The organism is Pararhodobacter aggregans (assembly GCF_003075525.1).
GTDB classification, from domain to species: Bacteria; Pseudomonadota; Alphaproteobacteria; order Rhodobacterales; family Rhodobacteraceae; genus Pararhodobacter; species Pararhodobacter aggregans.
In genome coordinates this window covers 18,316-35,636 of the sequence record NZ_QDDR01000018.1, presented here as the reverse complement: position 1 = coordinate 35,636, position 17,321 = coordinate 18,316, and the positions used below count along the sequence as shown (strand labels likewise).

The 17,321-nt window shown below is 67.8% G+C and carries 18 protein-coding genes; 11 read left to right on the top strand and 7 right to left on the bottom strand.

Features of this window, described 5'->3' with window-relative positions; translation table 11 throughout:
- The first annotated feature begins 56 nt into the window (after window positions 1-56).
- The 7 genes from DDE23_RS23225 to DDE23_RS23195 all read left to right on the top strand — a co-directional run bounded on the left by DDE23_RS23225 (window position 57) and on the right by DDE23_RS23195 (window position 6,547).
- Window positions 57-1,148, top strand: a complete 1,092-nt coding sequence (locus tag DDE23_RS23225) for an aminotransferase class V-fold PLP-dependent enzyme (RefSeq protein ID WP_157958112.1) — start codon at window positions 57-59, stop codon at window positions 1,146-1,148.
- Window positions 1,145-1,606, top strand: coding sequence for a RidA family protein (locus DDE23_RS23220; protein ID WP_107750917.1), 462 nt, complete (start codon window positions 1,145-1,147; stop codon window positions 1,604-1,606). The genes DDE23_RS23225 and DDE23_RS23220 overlap by 4 nt, the downstream gene beginning before the upstream one ends.
- A complete protein-coding gene (locus tag DDE23_RS23215; RefSeq protein ID WP_107750918.1) occupies window positions 1,603-2,334 on the top strand; it encodes a helix-turn-helix transcriptional regulator in 732 nt (243 codons plus the stop codon). The genes DDE23_RS23220 and DDE23_RS23215 overlap by 4 nt, the downstream gene beginning before the upstream one ends.
- Before the next feature lie 157 nt (window positions 2,335-2,491).
- The gene (locus DDE23_RS23210) at window positions 2,492-3,526 is read left to right on the top strand and encodes an amino acid ABC transporter substrate-binding protein (protein ID WP_107750919.1); all 1,035 of its coding nucleotides are present in this window, start codon (window positions 2,492-2,494) and stop codon (window positions 3,524-3,526) included.
- A gap of 14 nt (window positions 3,527-3,540) precedes the next feature.
- On the top strand, window positions 3,541-4,668 hold the full coding sequence (locus DDE23_RS23205) for an ABC transporter permease subunit (protein ID WP_107750920.1): 1,128 nt from the start codon (window positions 3,541-3,543) through the stop codon (window positions 4,666-4,668).
- The gene (locus tag DDE23_RS23200; RefSeq protein WP_107750921.1) at window positions 4,665-5,786 is read left to right on the top strand and encodes an amino acid ABC transporter permease; all 1,122 of its coding nucleotides are present in this window, start codon (window positions 4,665-4,667) and stop codon (window positions 5,784-5,786) included. The genes DDE23_RS23205 and DDE23_RS23200 overlap by 4 nt, the downstream gene beginning before the upstream one ends.
- Window positions 5,786-6,547, top strand: coding sequence for an amino acid ABC transporter ATP-binding protein (locus tag DDE23_RS23195; RefSeq protein ID WP_107750922.1), 762 nt, complete (start codon window positions 5,786-5,788; stop codon window positions 6,545-6,547). The genes DDE23_RS23200 and DDE23_RS23195 overlap by 1 nt, the downstream gene beginning before the upstream one ends.
- Before the next feature lie 4 nt (window positions 6,548-6,551).
- Here DDE23_RS23195 and DDE23_RS23190 read toward each other — a convergent pair whose 3' ends face one another.
- The gene (locus tag DDE23_RS23190) at window positions 6,552-7,061 is read right to left on the bottom strand and encodes a MarR family winged helix-turn-helix transcriptional regulator (protein WP_238150095.1); all 510 of its coding nucleotides are present in this window, start codon (window positions 7,059-7,061) and stop codon (window positions 6,552-6,554) included.
- A 191-nt stretch (window positions 7,062-7,252) separates the two neighbouring features.
- Between DDE23_RS23190 and DDE23_RS23185 the strand changes: the two genes are divergently transcribed.
- Complete coding sequence (locus tag DDE23_RS23185; protein WP_107750923.1) at window positions 7,253-7,672, top strand: putative antibiotic biosynthesis monooxygenase; 420 nt, start codon at window positions 7,253-7,255, stop codon at window positions 7,670-7,672.
- A 3-nt stretch (window positions 7,673-7,675) separates the two neighbouring features.
- On the opposite strand, the gene DDE23_RS23180 is transcribed toward DDE23_RS23185, so the two are convergent.
- Genes DDE23_RS23180 through DDE23_RS23165 form a run of 4 tightly spaced genes read right to left on the bottom strand, consistent with a single transcriptional unit; the run spans window position 7,676 to window position 11,229 of the window.
- Entirely contained in the window at window positions 7,676-8,116 is a 441-nt protein-coding gene (locus DDE23_RS23180) for a hypothetical protein (RefSeq protein ID WP_133239606.1), read from the bottom strand.
- An 8-nt stretch (window positions 8,117-8,124) separates the two neighbouring features.
- Window positions 8,125-9,117: a PhnD/SsuA/transferrin family substrate-binding protein gene (locus tag DDE23_RS23175; protein ID WP_192883750.1), complete on the bottom strand. Its 993-nt coding sequence runs from the start codon at window positions 9,115-9,117 to the stop codon at window positions 8,125-8,127.
- On the bottom strand, window positions 9,114-10,295 hold the full coding sequence (locus tag DDE23_RS23170) for a Gfo/Idh/MocA family oxidoreductase (protein WP_107750925.1): 1,182 nt from the start codon (window positions 10,293-10,295) through the stop codon (window positions 9,114-9,116). The genes DDE23_RS23175 and DDE23_RS23170 overlap by 4 nt, the downstream gene beginning before the upstream one ends.
- Entirely contained in the window at window positions 10,285-11,229 is a 945-nt protein-coding gene (locus DDE23_RS23165) for a PDR/VanB family oxidoreductase (protein ID WP_107750926.1), read from the bottom strand. Before DDE23_RS23165 ends, DDE23_RS23170 begins: the two co-directional genes overlap by 11 nt.
- A 112-nt stretch (window positions 11,230-11,341) precedes the next feature.
- Between DDE23_RS23165 and DDE23_RS23160 the strand changes: the two genes are divergently transcribed.
- From DDE23_RS23160 to DDE23_RS23150, 3 genes are all read left to right on the top strand, one after another.
- A complete protein-coding gene (locus tag DDE23_RS23160; RefSeq protein WP_107750927.1) occupies window positions 11,342-12,622 on the top strand; it encodes a Rieske 2Fe-2S domain-containing protein in 1,281 nt (426 codons plus the stop codon).
- A 348-nt stretch (window positions 12,623-12,970) separates the two neighbouring features.
- Window positions 12,971-13,957: a TAXI family TRAP transporter solute-binding subunit gene (locus DDE23_RS23155; RefSeq protein ID WP_107750928.1), complete on the top strand. Its 987-nt coding sequence runs from the start codon at window positions 12,971-12,973 to the stop codon at window positions 13,955-13,957.
- The gene (locus DDE23_RS23150) at window positions 13,957-15,876 is read left to right on the top strand and encodes a TRAP transporter permease (RefSeq protein ID WP_202863315.1); all 1,920 of its coding nucleotides are present in this window, start codon (window positions 13,957-13,959) and stop codon (window positions 15,874-15,876) included. Before DDE23_RS23155 ends, DDE23_RS23150 begins: the two co-directional genes overlap by 1 nt.
- A gap of 148 nt (window positions 15,877-16,024) precedes the next feature.
- Here the strand turns inward: DDE23_RS23150 and DDE23_RS23145 are convergent, their stop codons facing one another.
- Window positions 16,025-17,005, bottom strand: coding sequence for an asparaginase (locus tag DDE23_RS23145; protein ID WP_107750930.1), 981 nt, complete (start codon window positions 17,003-17,005; stop codon window positions 16,025-16,027).
- Window positions 17,002-17,316: a non-heme iron oxygenase ferredoxin subunit gene (locus DDE23_RS23140; RefSeq protein WP_107750931.1), complete on the bottom strand. Its 315-nt coding sequence runs from the start codon at window positions 17,314-17,316 to the stop codon at window positions 17,002-17,004. Before DDE23_RS23140 ends, DDE23_RS23145 begins: the two co-directional genes overlap by 4 nt.
- Between the last annotated feature and the right edge of the window lie 5 nt (window positions 17,317-17,321).

Here is a 17,321-nt window from a genome sequence, read left to right as displayed (position 1 = left end):
GTGCCAGTCTTCCGGAACCGCGCCCGATGGCGCCTTCGTTCCGAGGCTTGGTGCCCATGGCCGAAACCCTTGATGTCGACCGGATCCGCCGGGATTTCCCGCATCTCGACCGTTGCGTCTATCTGAACACGGCGGCGACCGGGCTCGCGGCGCCCGGCACCGGCGAGGCGGCGGCGCGGATGTATGCCGAGATGCTGGCGCAGGGCTATGACGCACAACCGCTCTGGATGGCCGAGCGCCAGCGGGTCGCCGGTCAACTGGCGAGGTTGCTGAACGTGGCGCCCGACTGGCTCGATTTCGCCTCGAGCAGCACGGATGCGCTGACCCGGGCGATGCAGGCGCTGCCCCTGACGGCGGGTCACCGCGTGGTGGTGCCCGAGGACGATTTCCCCTCGGTCAAGGCGGCGCTCGACGGGCTGGCGGCGCGGGGTGCGCGGGTGATCCGCGTTCCGGTCCCCGACGAAGCCGCCCGCACCGAGGCGCTGATCGCGGCCCTGCCGGGCGCCGACCTGCTGGCCGTCTCGCATGTCCATTGGGAGACCGGCACGCGGGTGGATCTGCCCCGCCTCGCCGCCGCCTGCCGGGCCGAGGGCACGATCCTCGCCGTCGATGGCGTCCATGCGGTGGGGGCGGTGCCGGTCGATGCCTCGCTGGCCGATCTCTATGTCACGTCCTTCTTCAAATGGACGCTGGCCGGGTTCGGCCTTGGCCTCAGCACGGTCAGCCCGGGCCTGCGCGCCCGGCTTGAGCCGCGGCAACGTGGCTACGCCAATCCCGCGCCCTCGCGCCACCTTGCCCATTCGCACGCCAATTACCCCGGGATCTTTGCCCTTGGCGCCGCGCTCGACTATCTCGACGCTCTGGGACATGGCCGGATCGAGGCCCGCGTGGCGCAGTTGCAGGCCGAACTCACCGCCCGGCTCAGCGAGGCCAGGTTCAGCGTCGCCACGCCCCGGGATGCCGCCGCCGGGATCGTCGCGCTGCGCTTGCCTGACCCCGAGGCAACCGCCCTTGCGCTGGACAGACAGGGCATCCGGACCAGCCCGCGCGGCGCCATGCTCAGGCTCTCGCCGCATTTCTACAATTCATCCGACGATCTCGCTGCCTGTTGCGCGGCGCTGGTCGCCCTCGCCGGACAGGATTCATGACCCCCGAAGACCGACTTTCCGCACTTGGCCTCGCTCTGCCGCCGGCGCAGGCACCGCTGGCCTCCTATCTTCCGACCCGTCAGCACCAAGGGCTGCTGCATCTGTCTGGACAGGGCCCGCTGAAGGGGGGCGCGCCCGTCCTGACCGGGCAATTGGGCGACGAGGTGAGCCTTGAAGCCGGGATCGAGGCGGCGCGCCTGACGGCGCTCAACGCCCTCGCTGCGTTGAAGGCCGAATTGGGCGAATTGTCACGGATCCTGTCGGTCCAGAGCGTGACCGCCTATGTCGCCTCAGCCCCCGGTTTCTACAACCAGCATCTGGTGATGAACGGCGCCTCGGACCTGCTGGTCGCGGTGCTGGGCGAGGCGGGGCGCCATGCCCGGGTTGCTGTCGGCACCAACGCTTTGCCGATGAATCTTCCGGTCGAGCTGTCTATGATCGTGGCGGTCGCCCCATGAGTGTGATCCTGAACCAAAGGCCCGACCCCGTGCCCACCAATGCCGACGCCGTTCCGATCCCGTCCAGCCCGCGGGAATGTGCGCTTGTGATCGCGACGTTGAAATGGGTGGTGAACCATACCAGCGCGCTGCTGGGGCCGGACCTGGAACTGGTGCTGCATGACCTGTCGCGGCCCGATACCTCGGTCGTCGCCATCTCGAACGGGCGGATCAGCGGGCGCGGGATCGGCAGCGCGATCATCTCGGGACCCTTTGACGACAAGGGGCTGAAGGCGCTGATCGAGAATGGCGAGGTCGACGAGGCCTGCACCGTCATCGCCGATTATCACACCCGCTTGCCGGACGGCCGCGCGCTGGATTCGCTCAGCCTGATGTTCCGCGACGACAAGGGGCGGGCCTTCGCCGCGCTTTGCGCCAATGCCGACCGCTCGCGTCTGGTCCAGCTGCGACAGCTGGTCGACGGGCTGTTCGCGCAGCCCATGGTCGCCGCCGCCGAGGCCGAAACCGAGGCTGCGGTCTCGGTCGATGCGATGGTGCAGAAGATCATCGAAGAAAGCATCGCCGCCGTGTCGCCCACGCCCGCCAATCTCAGCCGCGAGGAACGCGCGCAGGCGGTGCGGCTGATGAACGACCGGGGCCTGTTCCTGGTCCGCGCCAGCGTCGAGATGGCAGCCGAGCGGCTGGGGGTCACCCGGCACACGATCTACAACTACCTCGACAAAGAGTAGAGTTTCGCAGCCAAGTTTGCCATGGCGTCGAAGTTTGTGTTGACGCATTCGACCTTGCGTGCCAGTCTTTTACAAAACGTAGAAATGAAGACTGGAATTTCTCAAATAGTCGAATGCCGGAGCGCCGGTTTCGACCAGGCACTGGGGAGGGATAACCATGCCATTGAAGACCGGGACGTTCACCTTGGCCGCCGCGCTGACCGGCGCGACCGCCATGCTGTCGGCGGGCGCGGCAACGGCGCAGCAGGCATCACCCACCCTTGACGCGGTCCGCGCCCGGGGCGAGGTCGCCTGCGGTGTGATCGGCAGCAGCTTCGGCTTCTCGCTGCCGGATTCGCAGGGCGTGATGCAGGGCATGGACGCCGATTCCTGCCGCGCCGTCGCCGCCGCGGTGCTGGGCGACGCCAATGCCGTGCGCTGGGTGCCGCTGGTGCCGGCGCAGCGCCTGACCGCGCTGCAGACGGGCGAGATCGACGTGCTCTATGCCCAGCTCACCTGGACCATGTCGCGCGAGACGGATTCCGGCGTGCAGATGGCCTCGACCAATTATTTCGACGGCACCGGCTTTCTGGTGCCGACCTCGCTGGGCGTCGCCTCGGCGACCGAACTCGACGGCGCCAATGTCTGCTCGATCCAGGGCCCGGGCGAAGTGACAGCGCGCGATTATTTCACCTCGCAGGGGATGAGCTTCACGCCGGTCCTCTTCGCCGAGGGCGAGGAACTGCGCGCAGCCTTCCTCGCCGGTCGCTGCGATGTCTACATGATCGACCAATCGGCGCTGATCAGCTTCCGCGCCTCGCTGGGTGACAACGCCGCGAATTACACCGTCCTGCCCGAGATCATCAGCGCCGAGCCGCTCAGCGGCGCGGTGCGCAAGGGTGACCCGCTGTGGTTCGACATCGTCCGCTACGCCCATATTGCACAGGTCAACGCCGAGAACCTGGGCATCACGGCCGAGAATGTGGACAGCTTCGGCGCCGAATCCAGCCCCGCCATCCGCCGCTTCCTGGGCATGGACGGCACGTTGGGCCAGGCGCTGGGTCTGCAATCCAGCTGGGCGCATGACATCGTGGCGCAAGTCGGCAATTATGGCGAGATGTGGCAGCGCCACTTCGGCCGGACCGGGGCCGACCGCGGGGCCAACCGCCTCGCCCGCGACGGGGGGCTGCAATACCCCTATCCGATGCGCTGACCGGCAGTCGGGCGATGATGGCGAAAGCCCCCGGACGATGGCGTTCCGCCGCAGCACAGGCGCTGGTTTTCGCGCTGGTGGGGCTGGCGCTGCTCTGGGTCTTTGCCATCACCGGGGCCGAACTGCGCAGTCGCGGGATCGAGACGGGGTTCGCCTTTCTGGGGGAGCCCGCCCGCACCGCGCTGGCGAATGCGCCCTTCGCCTTCACGCCGGGCGAGGACAGCAATGCCCTCGCCCTCTGGGCCGGTGCGTTGAACACGTTGAAGATCTCGGCGATGGTCATCGTGCTGGCAAGCATCCTCGGGTTGGGCCTGGGATTGGGTCGGCTGTCGCGCAACCGCCTGTTGCGCGGCAGCTGCCTGTTCACCATCGAGCTGGTGCGCAACGTCCCGGTGCTGATCCATATTTCGCTCAGCTACGCGCTGGTCCTGTCCTTGCCCGCCCCGCGCGAGGCGCAGCCGGTGCTGGGCGTTCTGGTGACCAACCGCGGTCTTTATCTGCCGAGTCCGGTGGCGGAAGCGGGATGGCTGCTCTCGGGCCTGTGCGGGCTGATCGCCTGTCTTGCGCTGATATTCCTGCGCCGACGGGGCGGGCGCTGGTCGCCGGGCAGCGCGGTCATGACCCTGCTGACTCTTGCCGCAATGGCGCTGCCCTGGCTGGTCCTGGGACGGATCCCCGATCTGTCGACGCCCGCCGTTGCCGGTTTTCGGATCAACGGCGGGGTCTCGATCTCGCCGGAGCTGGCGGCCTTCGTCATCGCGCTCACGCTCTACACCTCGACCTTTCTGGCCGAGATCATCCGGGGCGCCATCCAGTCGGTGCCGCGCGGCCAATGGGAGGCGACGATGGCGCTGGCCCTGCCGGGGGCGACGGTGCGCCGCTCGGTCATTTATCCGCAGGCGATCCGCGTCGCGCTGCCCGCCATGGCCAATGAATACATCGGCGTCATCAAGAACAGCTCGCTGGCGGTGGTGATCGGCTATCAGGAGATCGTCGGCATCGGCAACACGGTGCTGTTCGACACCGGGCAGGCGGTCGAGGTGATGGCGGTGATCGCCGGGTTCTTCATCCTGGTCTCGCTGGGGTTCAGCGGGCTGATGAACCTTGTCAACACGCGGCTGAGCTGGGGTGACCGCCGATGACCCGCTTCCTTGCCCAGACCGAGGCCGCTGCCCGTCCCGCGCCCGACCGTCGCCGGGGTCTTCGCCAGATCCTGGCCGAGGATTTCTTCTATGCGCCCGGCGCGACGGTCTGGACCCTGGTCCTGGTCGTGCTGCTGGGGCTGGCGGCCTGGACGCTTTTCGACTGGGCGGTCCTGAACGCCGTCTTCGGTCCGACCGGGACGCTGGACGCCAGCCAGGCCTGCCGCGCCGAGGGGGCCGAGGGGGCCTGCTGGGCGGTGATCGGGGACAAGGTGCGCCTGATCCTCTTCGGTCTCTATCCCTTTGACCTGCAATGGCGGCCGGGCCTTGCCTGCTTGCTGATGATCGCGCTCTACGCACTGTCGGTGCAAAAGGCGCTCTGGCGTCCGGCGCTGGGGGTGATCTGGGCACTGGTCCTGGCCGCCGTGCTGGTCCTTATGCGCGGCGGTGTGGCCGGGCTGGCGCCGGTCGGCGACGATCAATGGGGCGGGCTGCCGGTCACGCTGATCCTGTCGACCTTCGGTCTGGGCCTTGCCTTCCCGGTCGCCATCGCCCTTGCGCTGGCCCGCCAGCAGCGCCGCTTCCCGATGCTGCAGGCCGCCTCGGTCGGGCTGATCGAATTCGCCCGCGCCGTGCCGCTGGTCGTGGTGCTGTTCATGGCCAGCGTGATGATGCCGCTGTTTCTGCCCGAATCCTGGCAGGTGTCGAAGCTGTTGCGCGTGCTGATCGCCTTCACCCTCTTCGGCGCCGCCTATCTGGCCGAGGTGATCCGCGGCGGTCTGCAGGCGATCCCGTCGGGGCAATACGAGGCCGCCTCGGCCCTGTCGCTGACCTATGCCCAGACCATGCGCGACGTGATCCTGCCGCAGGCCCTGCGTATCGTCATTCCGGGCATCGTCAACGTCTTCATCGGCTTCTTCAAGGCCACCGCCATCGTCGTCGTGGTCGGGATCTTCGACCTGATGACCGCGGCCAAGCGCGCCGTGGCCGATCCGCTGTGGCAAGGCTTCGGGATCGAGGTCTACCTCTTTGCCGGGCTGATCTATTTCGTCTTCTGCTTCTCGCTCTCGCGGTTCAGCGCCCGGCTGGAACGCGACCTCGCAAGGGATCGCTCGTGATGACCCAGCCGGACACGCCCCTGCTGTCCATCCGCGGCCTGAACAAATGGTTCGGCGCCTACCACGCACTGCGCGATGTCGATCTGCAGGTCGCAAGGGGTGAGCGGATCGTGGTCTGCGGCCCCTCGGGATCGGGCAAGTCGACGCTGATCCGCTGCATCAACCGCATCGAAGGGTTCGAGGAGGGCAGCATCACCCTCGACGGTCTGGGCACGGCCGCCAAGGGCCGCGCCGCCACCCGCGAGGTCGAGGAGATCCGCCGCCAGGTCGGCATGGTTTTCCAGCATTTCAACCTTTTCCCGCATATGAGCGTGCTGGAGAACTGCATCCTCGCGCCGATGCGCAGCCTGCGCGAGTCGCGGGCCACCGCCGAGGGCCGCGCGCGCGAATTGCTGGCCCGGGTGCGGATCGCCGATCAGGCGGACAAATATCCGGGGCAGCTGTCGGGTGGGCAGCAGCAGCGGGTGGCGATTGCCCGCGCGCTGTGCATGCGGCCGCGTCTGATGCTGTTCGACGAGCCCACCTCGGCGCTGGACCCCGAGATGGTGCAGGAGGTGCTGGACACCATGGTCACGCTGGCCGAAGACGGCATGACGATGATCTGCGTCACGCATGAGATGGGTTTCGCGCGACAGGTGGCCGACCGCGTGGTATTCATGGACCAGGGCCAGATCCTGGAAGTGGCGCCGCCGGGCGAGTTCTTCGACCATCCGCGCCATGACCGCAGCCGCGAATTCCTGGGCCGCATCCTGGCGCATTGAGCCCTCAGACGTCGCCGGTCCAGCCCCGCTTTGGCGGCACTTTCAGGCCCTTCTTCGACGCCTCGGCCTCGTCGCGTTCCAGATTGCGGATCAGGATCAGAAGGTAGCGGCGGAAATCCTCGCGCTCGGTGGCAGACAGGCCCTCGGCGGCGACTTCATTGGCCTCGATCGCCAGCGGTTCGAGGACCGCGCGCAGGGCCTTGCCCTGCTCGGTCAGATAGGTGTGCTGGCGGCGGCGGTTGTCGTCGGGATTCTCGCGCCGGATCAGCCCCTGAAGTTCGAGCTTTTTCAGCGCCGTATGGGTCGTGGGTTCGGTCACATTGGCGCGCTGGCTGAGTTCGCGCTGCGACAGCCCGTCCTCGACCCACAGGATGCGCAGGAAGATCCATTGCCCGAAGGTCACATCATGCTGTTGCAGGCGCAGCGACAATGCCCGGTTGAACCCGCGCGCGGATAGCCGGATCAGCCGCGCCAGCCTCTCGTCATCGTGCAGCTCTGATGCGCCGTCCTGCATGGCCTGATTCCGGTTAAATGTCGCAAGGTCTTCAACGTACTGGACATCAGGACCGGGCGCACCGGGTATTTTCTGTCGGGCCCGTCGGAGGGGAAGTCACCTTGACTGGCAGGCAGGTTGCCAATACTTAGATATCGAAGATAAGGCGCGGCAACCGCGCCGAACCAAGCTGCCTTTCGTCGAGCCTGTGCATGAAACCCGTCCCCCTCCTCGTTCCGCTCGCCAATCGTGACCGGGTTTCCGCCATCCTGTTTGCGCTGAACCCGGCGGCTGTGCCCGCCCGGGACTGGTGCCAGATCGGCGGGCATTGGCTGGTTCTGGCGGAGGGGGTCAGCGGTGCGACACTGCGGCAGGCACTTGCCGGACTCGCCGAGGTGCAGCCGGATCTGACCCCGGCACCGCGGCCGGTTCCCTTCCACAAGCGATGGCTCATCGCCTTTCTGGCGGTCTTTCCGGCGCTGGTTCTGCTGGTTTACGGGCTGGACCCCCTGATCGGCGGGCTGCCACGGCCGGTGTCGCTGCTGGTGGTGGCGCTGGCGCTGACCGGGATCAACACCGCCTGGACGCTGCCCTGGCTGCACCGGCGTTTCCACCGCTTCCTGGCGGGCTGAGGCTCAGCGCGTCAGACCGGCCAGGAAATCCTCGGCGCTCATGACCTCGCGCAGGGGCAGGGCGTCCAGATCCGTACCGGGCGCCACCTCGTAGCGCAGCGAAATGCCATCCCACAGCCACCAGTACAGCACCTCGCCCGACCGTCCCCGGATCGGCATGCGGAAGGTGGGGAAACCCGCGTCTCTGGCCGGGATCGTCTGCACGCCGAGCCGGGTCGCCGGCAGCCCCAACCGCATCAGGACCGACCCCAGCGGCAGCATCGCGGTAAAGGCCGTCGCCCCCGCCGCGATGATGGCCGGATCGTCCGACCGGGTCCGAGGGCGATTCTCCAGCACCCGCACCACCGGCGGATAGCTGGCGTGCAGATGCGTCACCTGCACATGCGCCAGACGATCGGGCAGAGCGATCTCGACCAGTTCGCCGGGTCGGAAGTCCAGTTCCAAGACCGCGCTCACAGGCTGTAGCTTTCGACCGAGGCCGGGTGGAACAGCTCCTCCGGCGTGACGCGGCGGGGTGAGAGGCCTTGCTCATGATGATAGCGCAGGAAGGTGTCCAGCACCGCGCGGTTCTGACCCAGGCCATAGCTCCAGGGATCGGGACCCATCAGCCGCCGCGCGCGGGCCAGCGTGTCCTCGACAAAGGGCATCGTCACCTTGGTGGCCGAGGTATCGGCAAGTGCCTCCTGCGCCAGATCGCGGGCGCGGGTGAAGGCCTTGACCAGCGCGCCGGGCAGCCAGGGATGCGCCTCGGCCAGGCTGCGACGCAGGCCCAGCACATGCATGATGGGGAAGATTCCGGTTTTCCCGAAATATTCCGACGCCTCGGCCACGGTATCGGACCAGAGCCGCCCGATCAGCGGATGCCCCTCGTCGTGGCAGCGCGGCGCGCGCGGGCCGATGAAGCCGTCGATCTCGCCCGCGACCAGCAGGTCGTTGAGCGAGCGGCCCTCGGGCGCGGCCTCCATGCGGATGCTGTCGGGCAGCGCGACCTTGATCTTCTCCGGCCGACCCGAGGTGTTCATGCCACCCCGCACCCACTGCACATCGGCCGGGTCGAGGCCGTAATGCTCCGCAAGGATCCCGCGCACCCAGACATTCGCCGTCAGCTGATACTCGGCGATGCCGATCCGCCGCCCCTTGAGGTCGGCGGGCGTCTGAATCCCGCGGTCGGTGCGGATATAGACCGAGGTATGGCGGAACGCCCGGCTCAGATAGACCGGCACGGCGACGTAATGCGCATCCCCCCGCGCGACCGAGATCGCATAGGACGAGAGCGACAGCTCGCAGATGTCGAAGGCCTGATGGCGGAAGGCGCGGAAGAACATCTCTTCCGGGCTCAGCAGCATCGGGATCGGCGACACGCCGTCGATGGCGACGCGGCCGTCGACGAGCGGGCGGGTGCGGTCGTAATCCCCCATGGCGAGCGAAAGCGAAAGATTGGTCATGGTTCCATCCCTGTGGTGATCTGATGGGAAAGGCGCTGCGGCTGGCCGCTGGCCGCCGAGGCGAGGATCGCGTGGCAGACCTCGAGGCTGGCCAGACCCCAGGCTCCGGTCTGAACCGGCGCGCGGCCCTCGCGCAGCGCGGTGACCAGCGCGTCGAGGACCGGCGCGCGGGGGGCGGCGGTCAGGGGGCAGGGGCGAAACTCGCGCCTCGTGTCGGCCGAGACTTCCACCCCGTCGGGCGTCAGCCGCAGGTCGGCCCGGTCGCACAGCGCGAGGATCGGCCCGAAATGCTCGTGATGCCGCGCGGGCGCGGGCTGATGGCCGCCGCCGAAGGTGCGGGCCTCCTTCAGCGCGATCTCATCGGCAGGGGTGGTGCTGGCCAGCGCCCGGCGGGCGGCGCCGTAGCTGTCGGCCGGTTTGTCGTGGCCCAGCTCGCCGACATTGCCCATCCAGACATCGCTGTCGAAATGCGCCATGCCGGAATAGCTGAGCGAGGCGAAGACGCCGTTGGCGAAGTGCATCAGCGCGGCATAGGCGCCCTCGGCGGGGCGTTGGGGGTCCCAGGCGCCGGTCATGGCGCTGACCTGCGTGACCATCCCCCCGGCCAGCAGGCGCACGATGTCGATCTGGTGAATCCCCTGGCTGAAGATGACGCCGCCCCCCTGGTCCGAGCGCAATTCCTCGGGCCTGCGCGGTCGATAGAGGAAATCGGTGTAGTTCAGCGCCTGCAGCATGCGCAGCCGACCGAATTCGCCGCTGTCGATGATCTGCCGGGCCAGCGCGACCGGGGCGTCGAAACTGTGGCTGGGGCCGACGATCAGATGCCGGTTCGCCTTTCGCGCCGCCTCGACCATGGCGAGGCCATCGGCCAGCGTCACCGCCAGCGGCTTTTCCACCAGCACATGTTTGCCGGCTTCCAGCGCGGCGATCACATGGGCGCGGTGCAGGGCGTGGGGGGTGGCGACATAGACCGCCTCGACCCCCGGATCGGCGCAGAGCGCGGCCACATCGGCGTGGCAGGGCCCGCCGAATTCCGCGGTGAAGGCGGCGGCCTCGCGCGGGGAGGGGCTGGCGGCGGCGACCAGCCGCAGCCGCGGATCGGCGCGGAGGCTGGGCAGCATCAGCACGAAGGCGCGGCCCAGCCCGGCGACGCCCAGCCGGATCGGCTCAGAGGTCAAGGACCAGCCTCCCGCCCTGACTGCGCGAGACGCAGATCATGATATGCGAGGGCTTTTCCTCGTCCATCAGCACCATGTCGCGGTGATCGGCCTCGCCCGCCAGCAGCCGGGTCTTGCAGGTCCCGCAGGTGCCGCTCTCGCAGGAGGAGACCGTGCGCTCCCCCGCCTCGCGCAGGGCCTCCAGGATCGAGCGGTCGGCGGGCACATTCATCACCCGGCCCGAGCGTTTCAGCTCCACCTCGAAGGCCTGATCGGTGGCGCGCACGATCTCGACCGGGCGGAATTCCTCGAAATGCACCCGGCCCTCGGGCCAGTGGCCGGTCAGGGCGGCAATCTCCTCCATCAGCGGTTTGGGGCCGCAGCAGAAGACGTGCTGCGGGCGGGGTTCGGCGAAATGGTCCCAGAAGTCATAAACCTGCGCGGGATCGCCCTGGTCATGGTGAAAATGCACCCGGGCGCCGAAGGCCTGCGCCAGAGCCTCGCGATAGGCGGTCTCCTCGGCGCTGCGGGTGCAATAGATCAGGGTGAAGGGCTTGCTCCGGCGTTCAAGCTCCTGCGCCATGGCATAAAGGGGCGTGATGCCGATACCGCCAGCGACCAGCAGGTAATCGGGGGCCTCGGTCAGGGCGAAGGTATTTTCCATCTCGGTCACGTCGAGGGTGACGCCGGGGAGCGCCTCGTCATGCATCGACCGCGAGCCACCGCGCGAGTCGGGTTCGCGCTTCACGGCGATCACGTAGTCGGTCGGCGCCGTGCCCTCGTTGACCAGCGAATAGCGCCGCATCGCGCCCGAAGGCGTCCGCAGGGTCAGGTGGGCGCCCGCGGCGAAGGGGGGCAGGGCGGAACCATCCGCGCGGGCCAGCCTGAACTCCACCACCGAGGGCGTCAGGTCGCGCCGTCCGGCCACCGTCAGCGCGATTGGAAAATCAAACATGCATCCTCCGCTCAGAAATTCCTTGAAAGACTTAGATAGCTAAGTATTATCTGTCAACAGGCTTGCAGCCGCCCCTTCCGGCGGGCGGTTGCGGAACAGAAGGACCCAAGCAATGCTGACCCAAGAAGAGAACGACCTGCTGACCCGCGTGACCGGCGACGCGCCGATGGCGCGGCTGATGCGCCAGCACTGGGTGCCGGTCTGCCTGATCGAGGAAGTGGCCGTGCCCGATGGCAAGCCCCTGCGGGTCGAGGTTCTGGGCGAGAAATACGTGGCCTTCCGCGATACCGAAGGGCGGCTCGGCCTGCTGGACGAACTCTGCCCGCATCGCAAGGCCTCGCTGGTTTATGGCCGCAACGAGGAATGCGGGCTGCGCTGCCTCTATCACGGCTGGAAATTCGACGTTCACGGCAACACGGTCGCCATGTCCTCGGAACCCGAGGCGAGCCCCCTGAAGAACAAGGTGAAGGCGCGCGCCTATCCGACGCAGGAATGGGGCGGCTTCGTCTGGGCCTGGCTGGGCGACAAGGAGGCGATGCCCGCCTTCATGCCGCCCGCCTTCGCCCCGACCGAAGACACCGATATCGCCATCCTCAAGATCCGCGTGCCGGCGAACTGGGCGCAGATCCACGAGGGGCAGATCGACAGCGCCCATTCCTCGTCGCTGCATTCCTCGGACATGAAGCCCGCGCGGGTCGAAAGCGCCTCGGCCGATGACAAGAGCTGGTATCGCCCCTCGACCGACCGCTCGCCCCGGATGCAGACCGAGACGACTCGCTACGGCTTCCATTACGCCGCGATCCGCACCCCGATCCGCAACGCGGCCACGCATAACTACCTGCGCATCACCGAATTCATCGCGCCCTTCTATTCGCTGATCCCGCCGAACAACGCCTATAACGTCGCCTCGGTCATCGTGCCGATCAACGACACCGAAACCGCCTTCCACTTCATTGCCTGGGGCGACCGCAAGACGCCCACGACCGAAGAATGGCGCCGTTTCAACCATGCCGTTCCGGGCGAGGATCTGGACCCGAAATGGCGCCCGCTCCGCACGCTGGAGAACGATTTCCTGCAGGACCGCGAGGCGATGGCAGCGGGCAATTTCACCGGCATCCAGGGGATTCCCAACCAGGATATCGCCATGTGGGTCAGCATGGGCCCGCGGGTCGAGCGGCATTCGGACACGCTGGGCGCTTCGGATCTGGCCATCGTTGAATTCCGCCGGCTGATGGTCGATGCCGCGCGCAGTGTCGCCGAAGGCGGCCGCGCCATCGGCACCGAGGAGCCGCGCACGCCGCAGGCAAGCATCGCCTCGCGCGAGGGGATCTATCCGAAAGAGGTCGACTGGCGGACGCTGGTCCGCGAGGTCACGAGCACCGCCGCCGAATAGAGCGGCGCCGAACGGGAAGGAGGGCCCCGGCTGCTGCCGGGGCGGAGGGGGAGCGCCTGCCGGGAAACCGGCCGGGCGGGGTGTCCATTTGGCGGCTGAAATCCGGCTTATATCAATGAAAAACAATGATAAAATGTCAAGTCCCCGGTGTTTCCCCTTGACGCAAAGAAAGGTTCCTCGCTACAAAATAGATGTCTAAGTTATATCTTTTCGCCTGCACGGACGCTCTGTGTCACCATGCGACGCGCGCCGGGGAATCAGACGGGAAGACGCAGCCGGACCACCCGGGAGGAGTGTCTCGACCAGGGCCGGTCCATCGCCACGACCATGTCTGAAAGGGAGGATGACATGACTTTCAAACCCCTGGTGACCGCCCTCGCGGTCGCCCTGTCTGCCGGATGCGCCCAGGCTCAGGCGGTGAACCTCAACCTGGCGGGCGCCAGCCCCGGCGGGCTCTGGTCGCTGGTCGGCGTCGGACTGGACCGGGTCGCCAAGGCGGCCGATCCCGCCTCGGTCGTGACCTATCAATCCACCGGCGGCGGTTTCGCCAATATCGGCCTTCTGTCCAGTCACCGCGTCGATCTGGGACTGTCCCATGACGCCGAGGCGACCGTGGCCCTGGCCGGCAGCGCCCCGTTCCGCGAGCCGATCGAGAATCTGCGCGCCATCGGCTACCTCTACAATTGGGCGCCGATGCATTTCTTCCTCGATCGCGGTGTCGCCGAACAATACGGCATCGACAGCCTTGACGATATCGCCACCAGCGGCGCGCCCTTGCGGATCGGGATCAACCGGCCGGGCAACATCACCTCGGACCTCGCGCTCTTCATGCTGGCCGAGGCGGGCGTGACCGAAGAGGCGCTGGCGGCCAATGGCGGGCAGCTGGTGCGGGCCGGGTCGAGCGAACAGGCCGAGCTGATGCAGGACGGCCGCCTCGACATGATAACCAACGGCATCTTCGTGCTGCATTCGAGCTTCCGCGCTGTCGACGAAAACAGCGATGTCGTGCTGCTGGAAGTGCCCGAGGCGGTGATCGAGGCCACCAATGCCCAATACGGCACCGGCCGGATGATCATCCCCGGCGGCAGCTATTCCAACCAGCCCAACGATGTGGCGAGTTCCGCGTTGGGGGCGCTGCTGCTGACCCATGACCAGCTCAGCGACGAGGTGGCCCATACGATCACCGGCGCCCTGATCGAGCATCTGGACGAAATGCGCGCGGTCCATTCCTCGATGGCCGACCTGACGGTCGAGCTGCTGGCGACGCCCAGCGTCATTCCGTTCCACCCCGGTGCCGCCGCTGCCTACCGGGAAGCCGGGTTGCTGGCGGAATGATGTCCGCGCTACTTTCCACGGGCCGCAGACGCGTGTTTGCGGCCCGCTGGAACAGGCTGCTGGTCCTTGCCGCGGCGCTGTTCTCGCTCTGGGTCATCTACGCCAATATCTTCACCATCTCGGACCCGCTGATCCTGGGGATCCTGTTCGTCAACGGGATCTTCACGCTGCTGTTCATCGCCATCGGCGCCACGCCGAACGCGCCCGACCGGGTGCCTGTCTACGACTGGGCGCTCAGCGGCCTGAGCCTGGCCTGCGGCATCTTCTTCTTCACCTCGGCCGAGACGATCTCGCTGCGGATCAGCCTGCTGGACGCGCTGACGCCGGCGCAATTCGGCTTTGGCAGCCTGCTGCTGGCGCTCACGCTCGAGGCGACGCGGCGCACGACCGGGCTGGCGCTGACCCTCGTGGTCAGCCTGTTTCTGGCCTACAATCTTTTCGGCAGCCTGCTGCCCCCGCCCTTCGGCCACGGCGTGGACGAATTCTCGTATCTGCTGGATATCCTGGTCTTCACCACAGACGGCCTGTTCGGCGTGCCGATCAAGGTGGTCGCCAGCTACGTCTTCCTTTTCGTCATGTTCGGCACCTTCCTGGCCAAGGCGGGCGGCGGCGATTTCTTCTTTTCGCTGGCCACGCTGCTGACCGGCCGCACCCGCGGCGGCCCGGCCAAGGTGGCGGTCATCGCCTCGGGGCTCTACGGCACGATGTCGGGCTCGCCCACGTCGGATGTGGTGGCCACCGGGTCGATCACCATCCCGGTGATGAAGAAGCTCGGCTACCGGGCGCGCTTTGCCGGCGCGGTCGAGGTCGCGGCTTCGACCGGCGGGTCGCTGATGCCGCCAATCATGGGCTCGGCCGCCTTCATCCTCGCCGAATACACCAATGTGGGTTATCGCGAGGTTATCATGGCGGCGCTGGTTCCGGCGCTGCTGTATTACCTCGGCGTGTTCCTGCAGGTGCATCTGCGCGCGGTGAACGAGGATCTGCGCCCGGCCGAAGGCGATATCCCCTCGGCGGCCGAGACCTTCCGCACCGGCTGGGTGTTCCTGATCCCCATCGCCATCATCGTCGGCGTGCTGGTCGCGGGCTATTCGCCCAACCTGACGGCAGGCATGGGGGTTCTGTCGGTGGTGGTGGCCTCGGCCATCCTGCCCAGCACGCGGCTCACGCTGTGGAAGATCATCGAGGGGCTGGGCGAGACGACGCTGAGCATCCTGCCCGTGGCCGGAGCCTGCGCCGCGGCCGGGCTGGTGATCGGCGGGCTGACCATGACCGGGCTCGGCATGAAGGCGGCGAGCGTCATCCTGTCGGTCAGCGGCGGGCATGCGCTGCTGACGCTGGTCATCGCCGCGGTGGTGACGATCATCCTCGGCCTCGGGATGCCGACGCCCTCGGCCTATATCCTGGCCGCGGTTCTGGTCGGACCGGCGCTGGCGGCGCTCGGCTATCCGCTGCTGCAAAGCCACATGTTTCTGCTGGTCTTTGCCGTGCTCTCGGCCCTGACACCGCCCATCGCGGTGGCGGCGCTGGCGGCGGCGGCGATAGCCCGGGCCGATCCGTTCAGCATCGCCTTCGACGCGATGAAACTGGCGAGCGTCGGCTTCCTGATGCCCTTCGCCTTCGTCTGGAACCCCGGGCTGATGCTGCTGGCCGACCCCCTCGCCAACACGCTGGCGGTGATCGGCGGGGTGGCGGCGACCGCGGCCATGGCCGTCTCGGTCGAGGGGGTGGCGGGCAATACCCCCGCCCGCTGGCTGCGCCCGCTGTTCCTGTGCGCCGCCGTTGCCGCCGTCGCCCCGCATGTGGTGCTGGCACTTTCGGGCACGCTGATCATCGTCGTGGCGATGGTGGTGGTCCGGCAGGCGGCGCGGGCGACGGGCGGGCAGGGCATGCTGCAACGCGCGCCCGACAACAGCTGAGGCTAGGGTCCCGGCACGGCCGGCGCGGGGCAACCCTGCGCCGGCCTTGTCATGGATGTCAGCAGCGGTTCAGGCCCGCGGAGGGGCAAAGGCCGTCCCTGCACCGCCACGCCGCGGCGCCGGACCCGGGCCCGGCTCGCCGATCGCGCTACCAGGACAGGAGGAGGTCCTGGATCTCGGCCGGCGTCATTCCTTCGGCCAAGGCCAGCATCACGAGGATCCGGGCCTTGGCCGGCGACAGACCGCCGCCCGAGAGGATCCCGGCCTCGGTATTCCAGCGCTGCAAGGGCACCCGGCCCCGGGGCGCGCGCGAGGATTGCACGACCAACACCCCGGCCCCGGCGGCGCGTTGCATCGCCGCGCGCTCGCCGGGGGTGGGGCGGCCGGGGGGGAAACCGGCACTGATCAATGCGGCAACACCCGAGGCGGTCAGCGCCTCGACCACCTCGCCCCCGGCACCTGGATAGGAAAGGACGACCCCGACCCGGGGCAGCGGCGCCCGCGGCAGGGCGAAGACCTGCGGCCTGGGCAGCGGCGCGGCGAACAGGGTCAGCGATCCGTCTGCGTTCACCGCTCCCAAGGGGCCGCTGCTCGGCGCTTCGAAGGCATCGAGTGCGTGGTTCGCGGTCTTGGACGCGCGGTCGGCGGGCAGGATCTGCGCGTCCATCACCAGATAGCCGCCGCCCGGCAGGGTGCCACTGGCGGCGACCGCGATGGCGTGGCGCATGTTGGCGGCGGCGTCGGAGCCTTCGGTGTTCGGCGGCCGCTGTGCGCCAGTCAGGATCACCGGCACATCGGCGCGTTGCGTCAGATGCAGGAAGAAGGCGGTATCCTCCATCGTCGCCGTGCCATGGGTCACCACGATCCCGGCGGGGGCGTCCGCGTGGCAGAGCGTGTCGATGGTCCGGGCGAGATCCAGCCAGTCCTCGGGCGTGATCCCGGTCGAGGGCAGCATGCGGAAGCTGCGCAGGTCCAGCGTCACGCCGGGCAGCCCGAAATCCATGCCAGCGACGATCTCGTCCACCGGGTTGATGATCCCGGTATCGCCGTAATCGACCCAGTCATAGGCATGAGCCCCCGCCATGGCGATGGTGCCCCCGGCGCCGAGAATGACGACGCGCCGGGTCATAGCTGCACCATCACGCGGCCGCCCTCGACCCGGATGGGAAAGGTACGGACGGGCTTTTCCGCCGGGTCGCCCTGCGGCGAGCCATCGCGGTAGCTGAAGAGACCGCCATGCAGCGGGCATTCGAGGACACATTCCTCGGCGTCGAAATACCCGTCGGACAGATAAGCCTGCCCATGGGTGCAGAGGTCGGCGACGACGAAGATCCCGGTCCCGTCATTGACCGCACAGAGCCTGAGCCCGTCGATGGTGAAGCCCCTTGCCTCGCCTTCGGGCAGGGCATCGGTGGGGCAAAGTTCGGTCCAGTCGCTCATCGGAT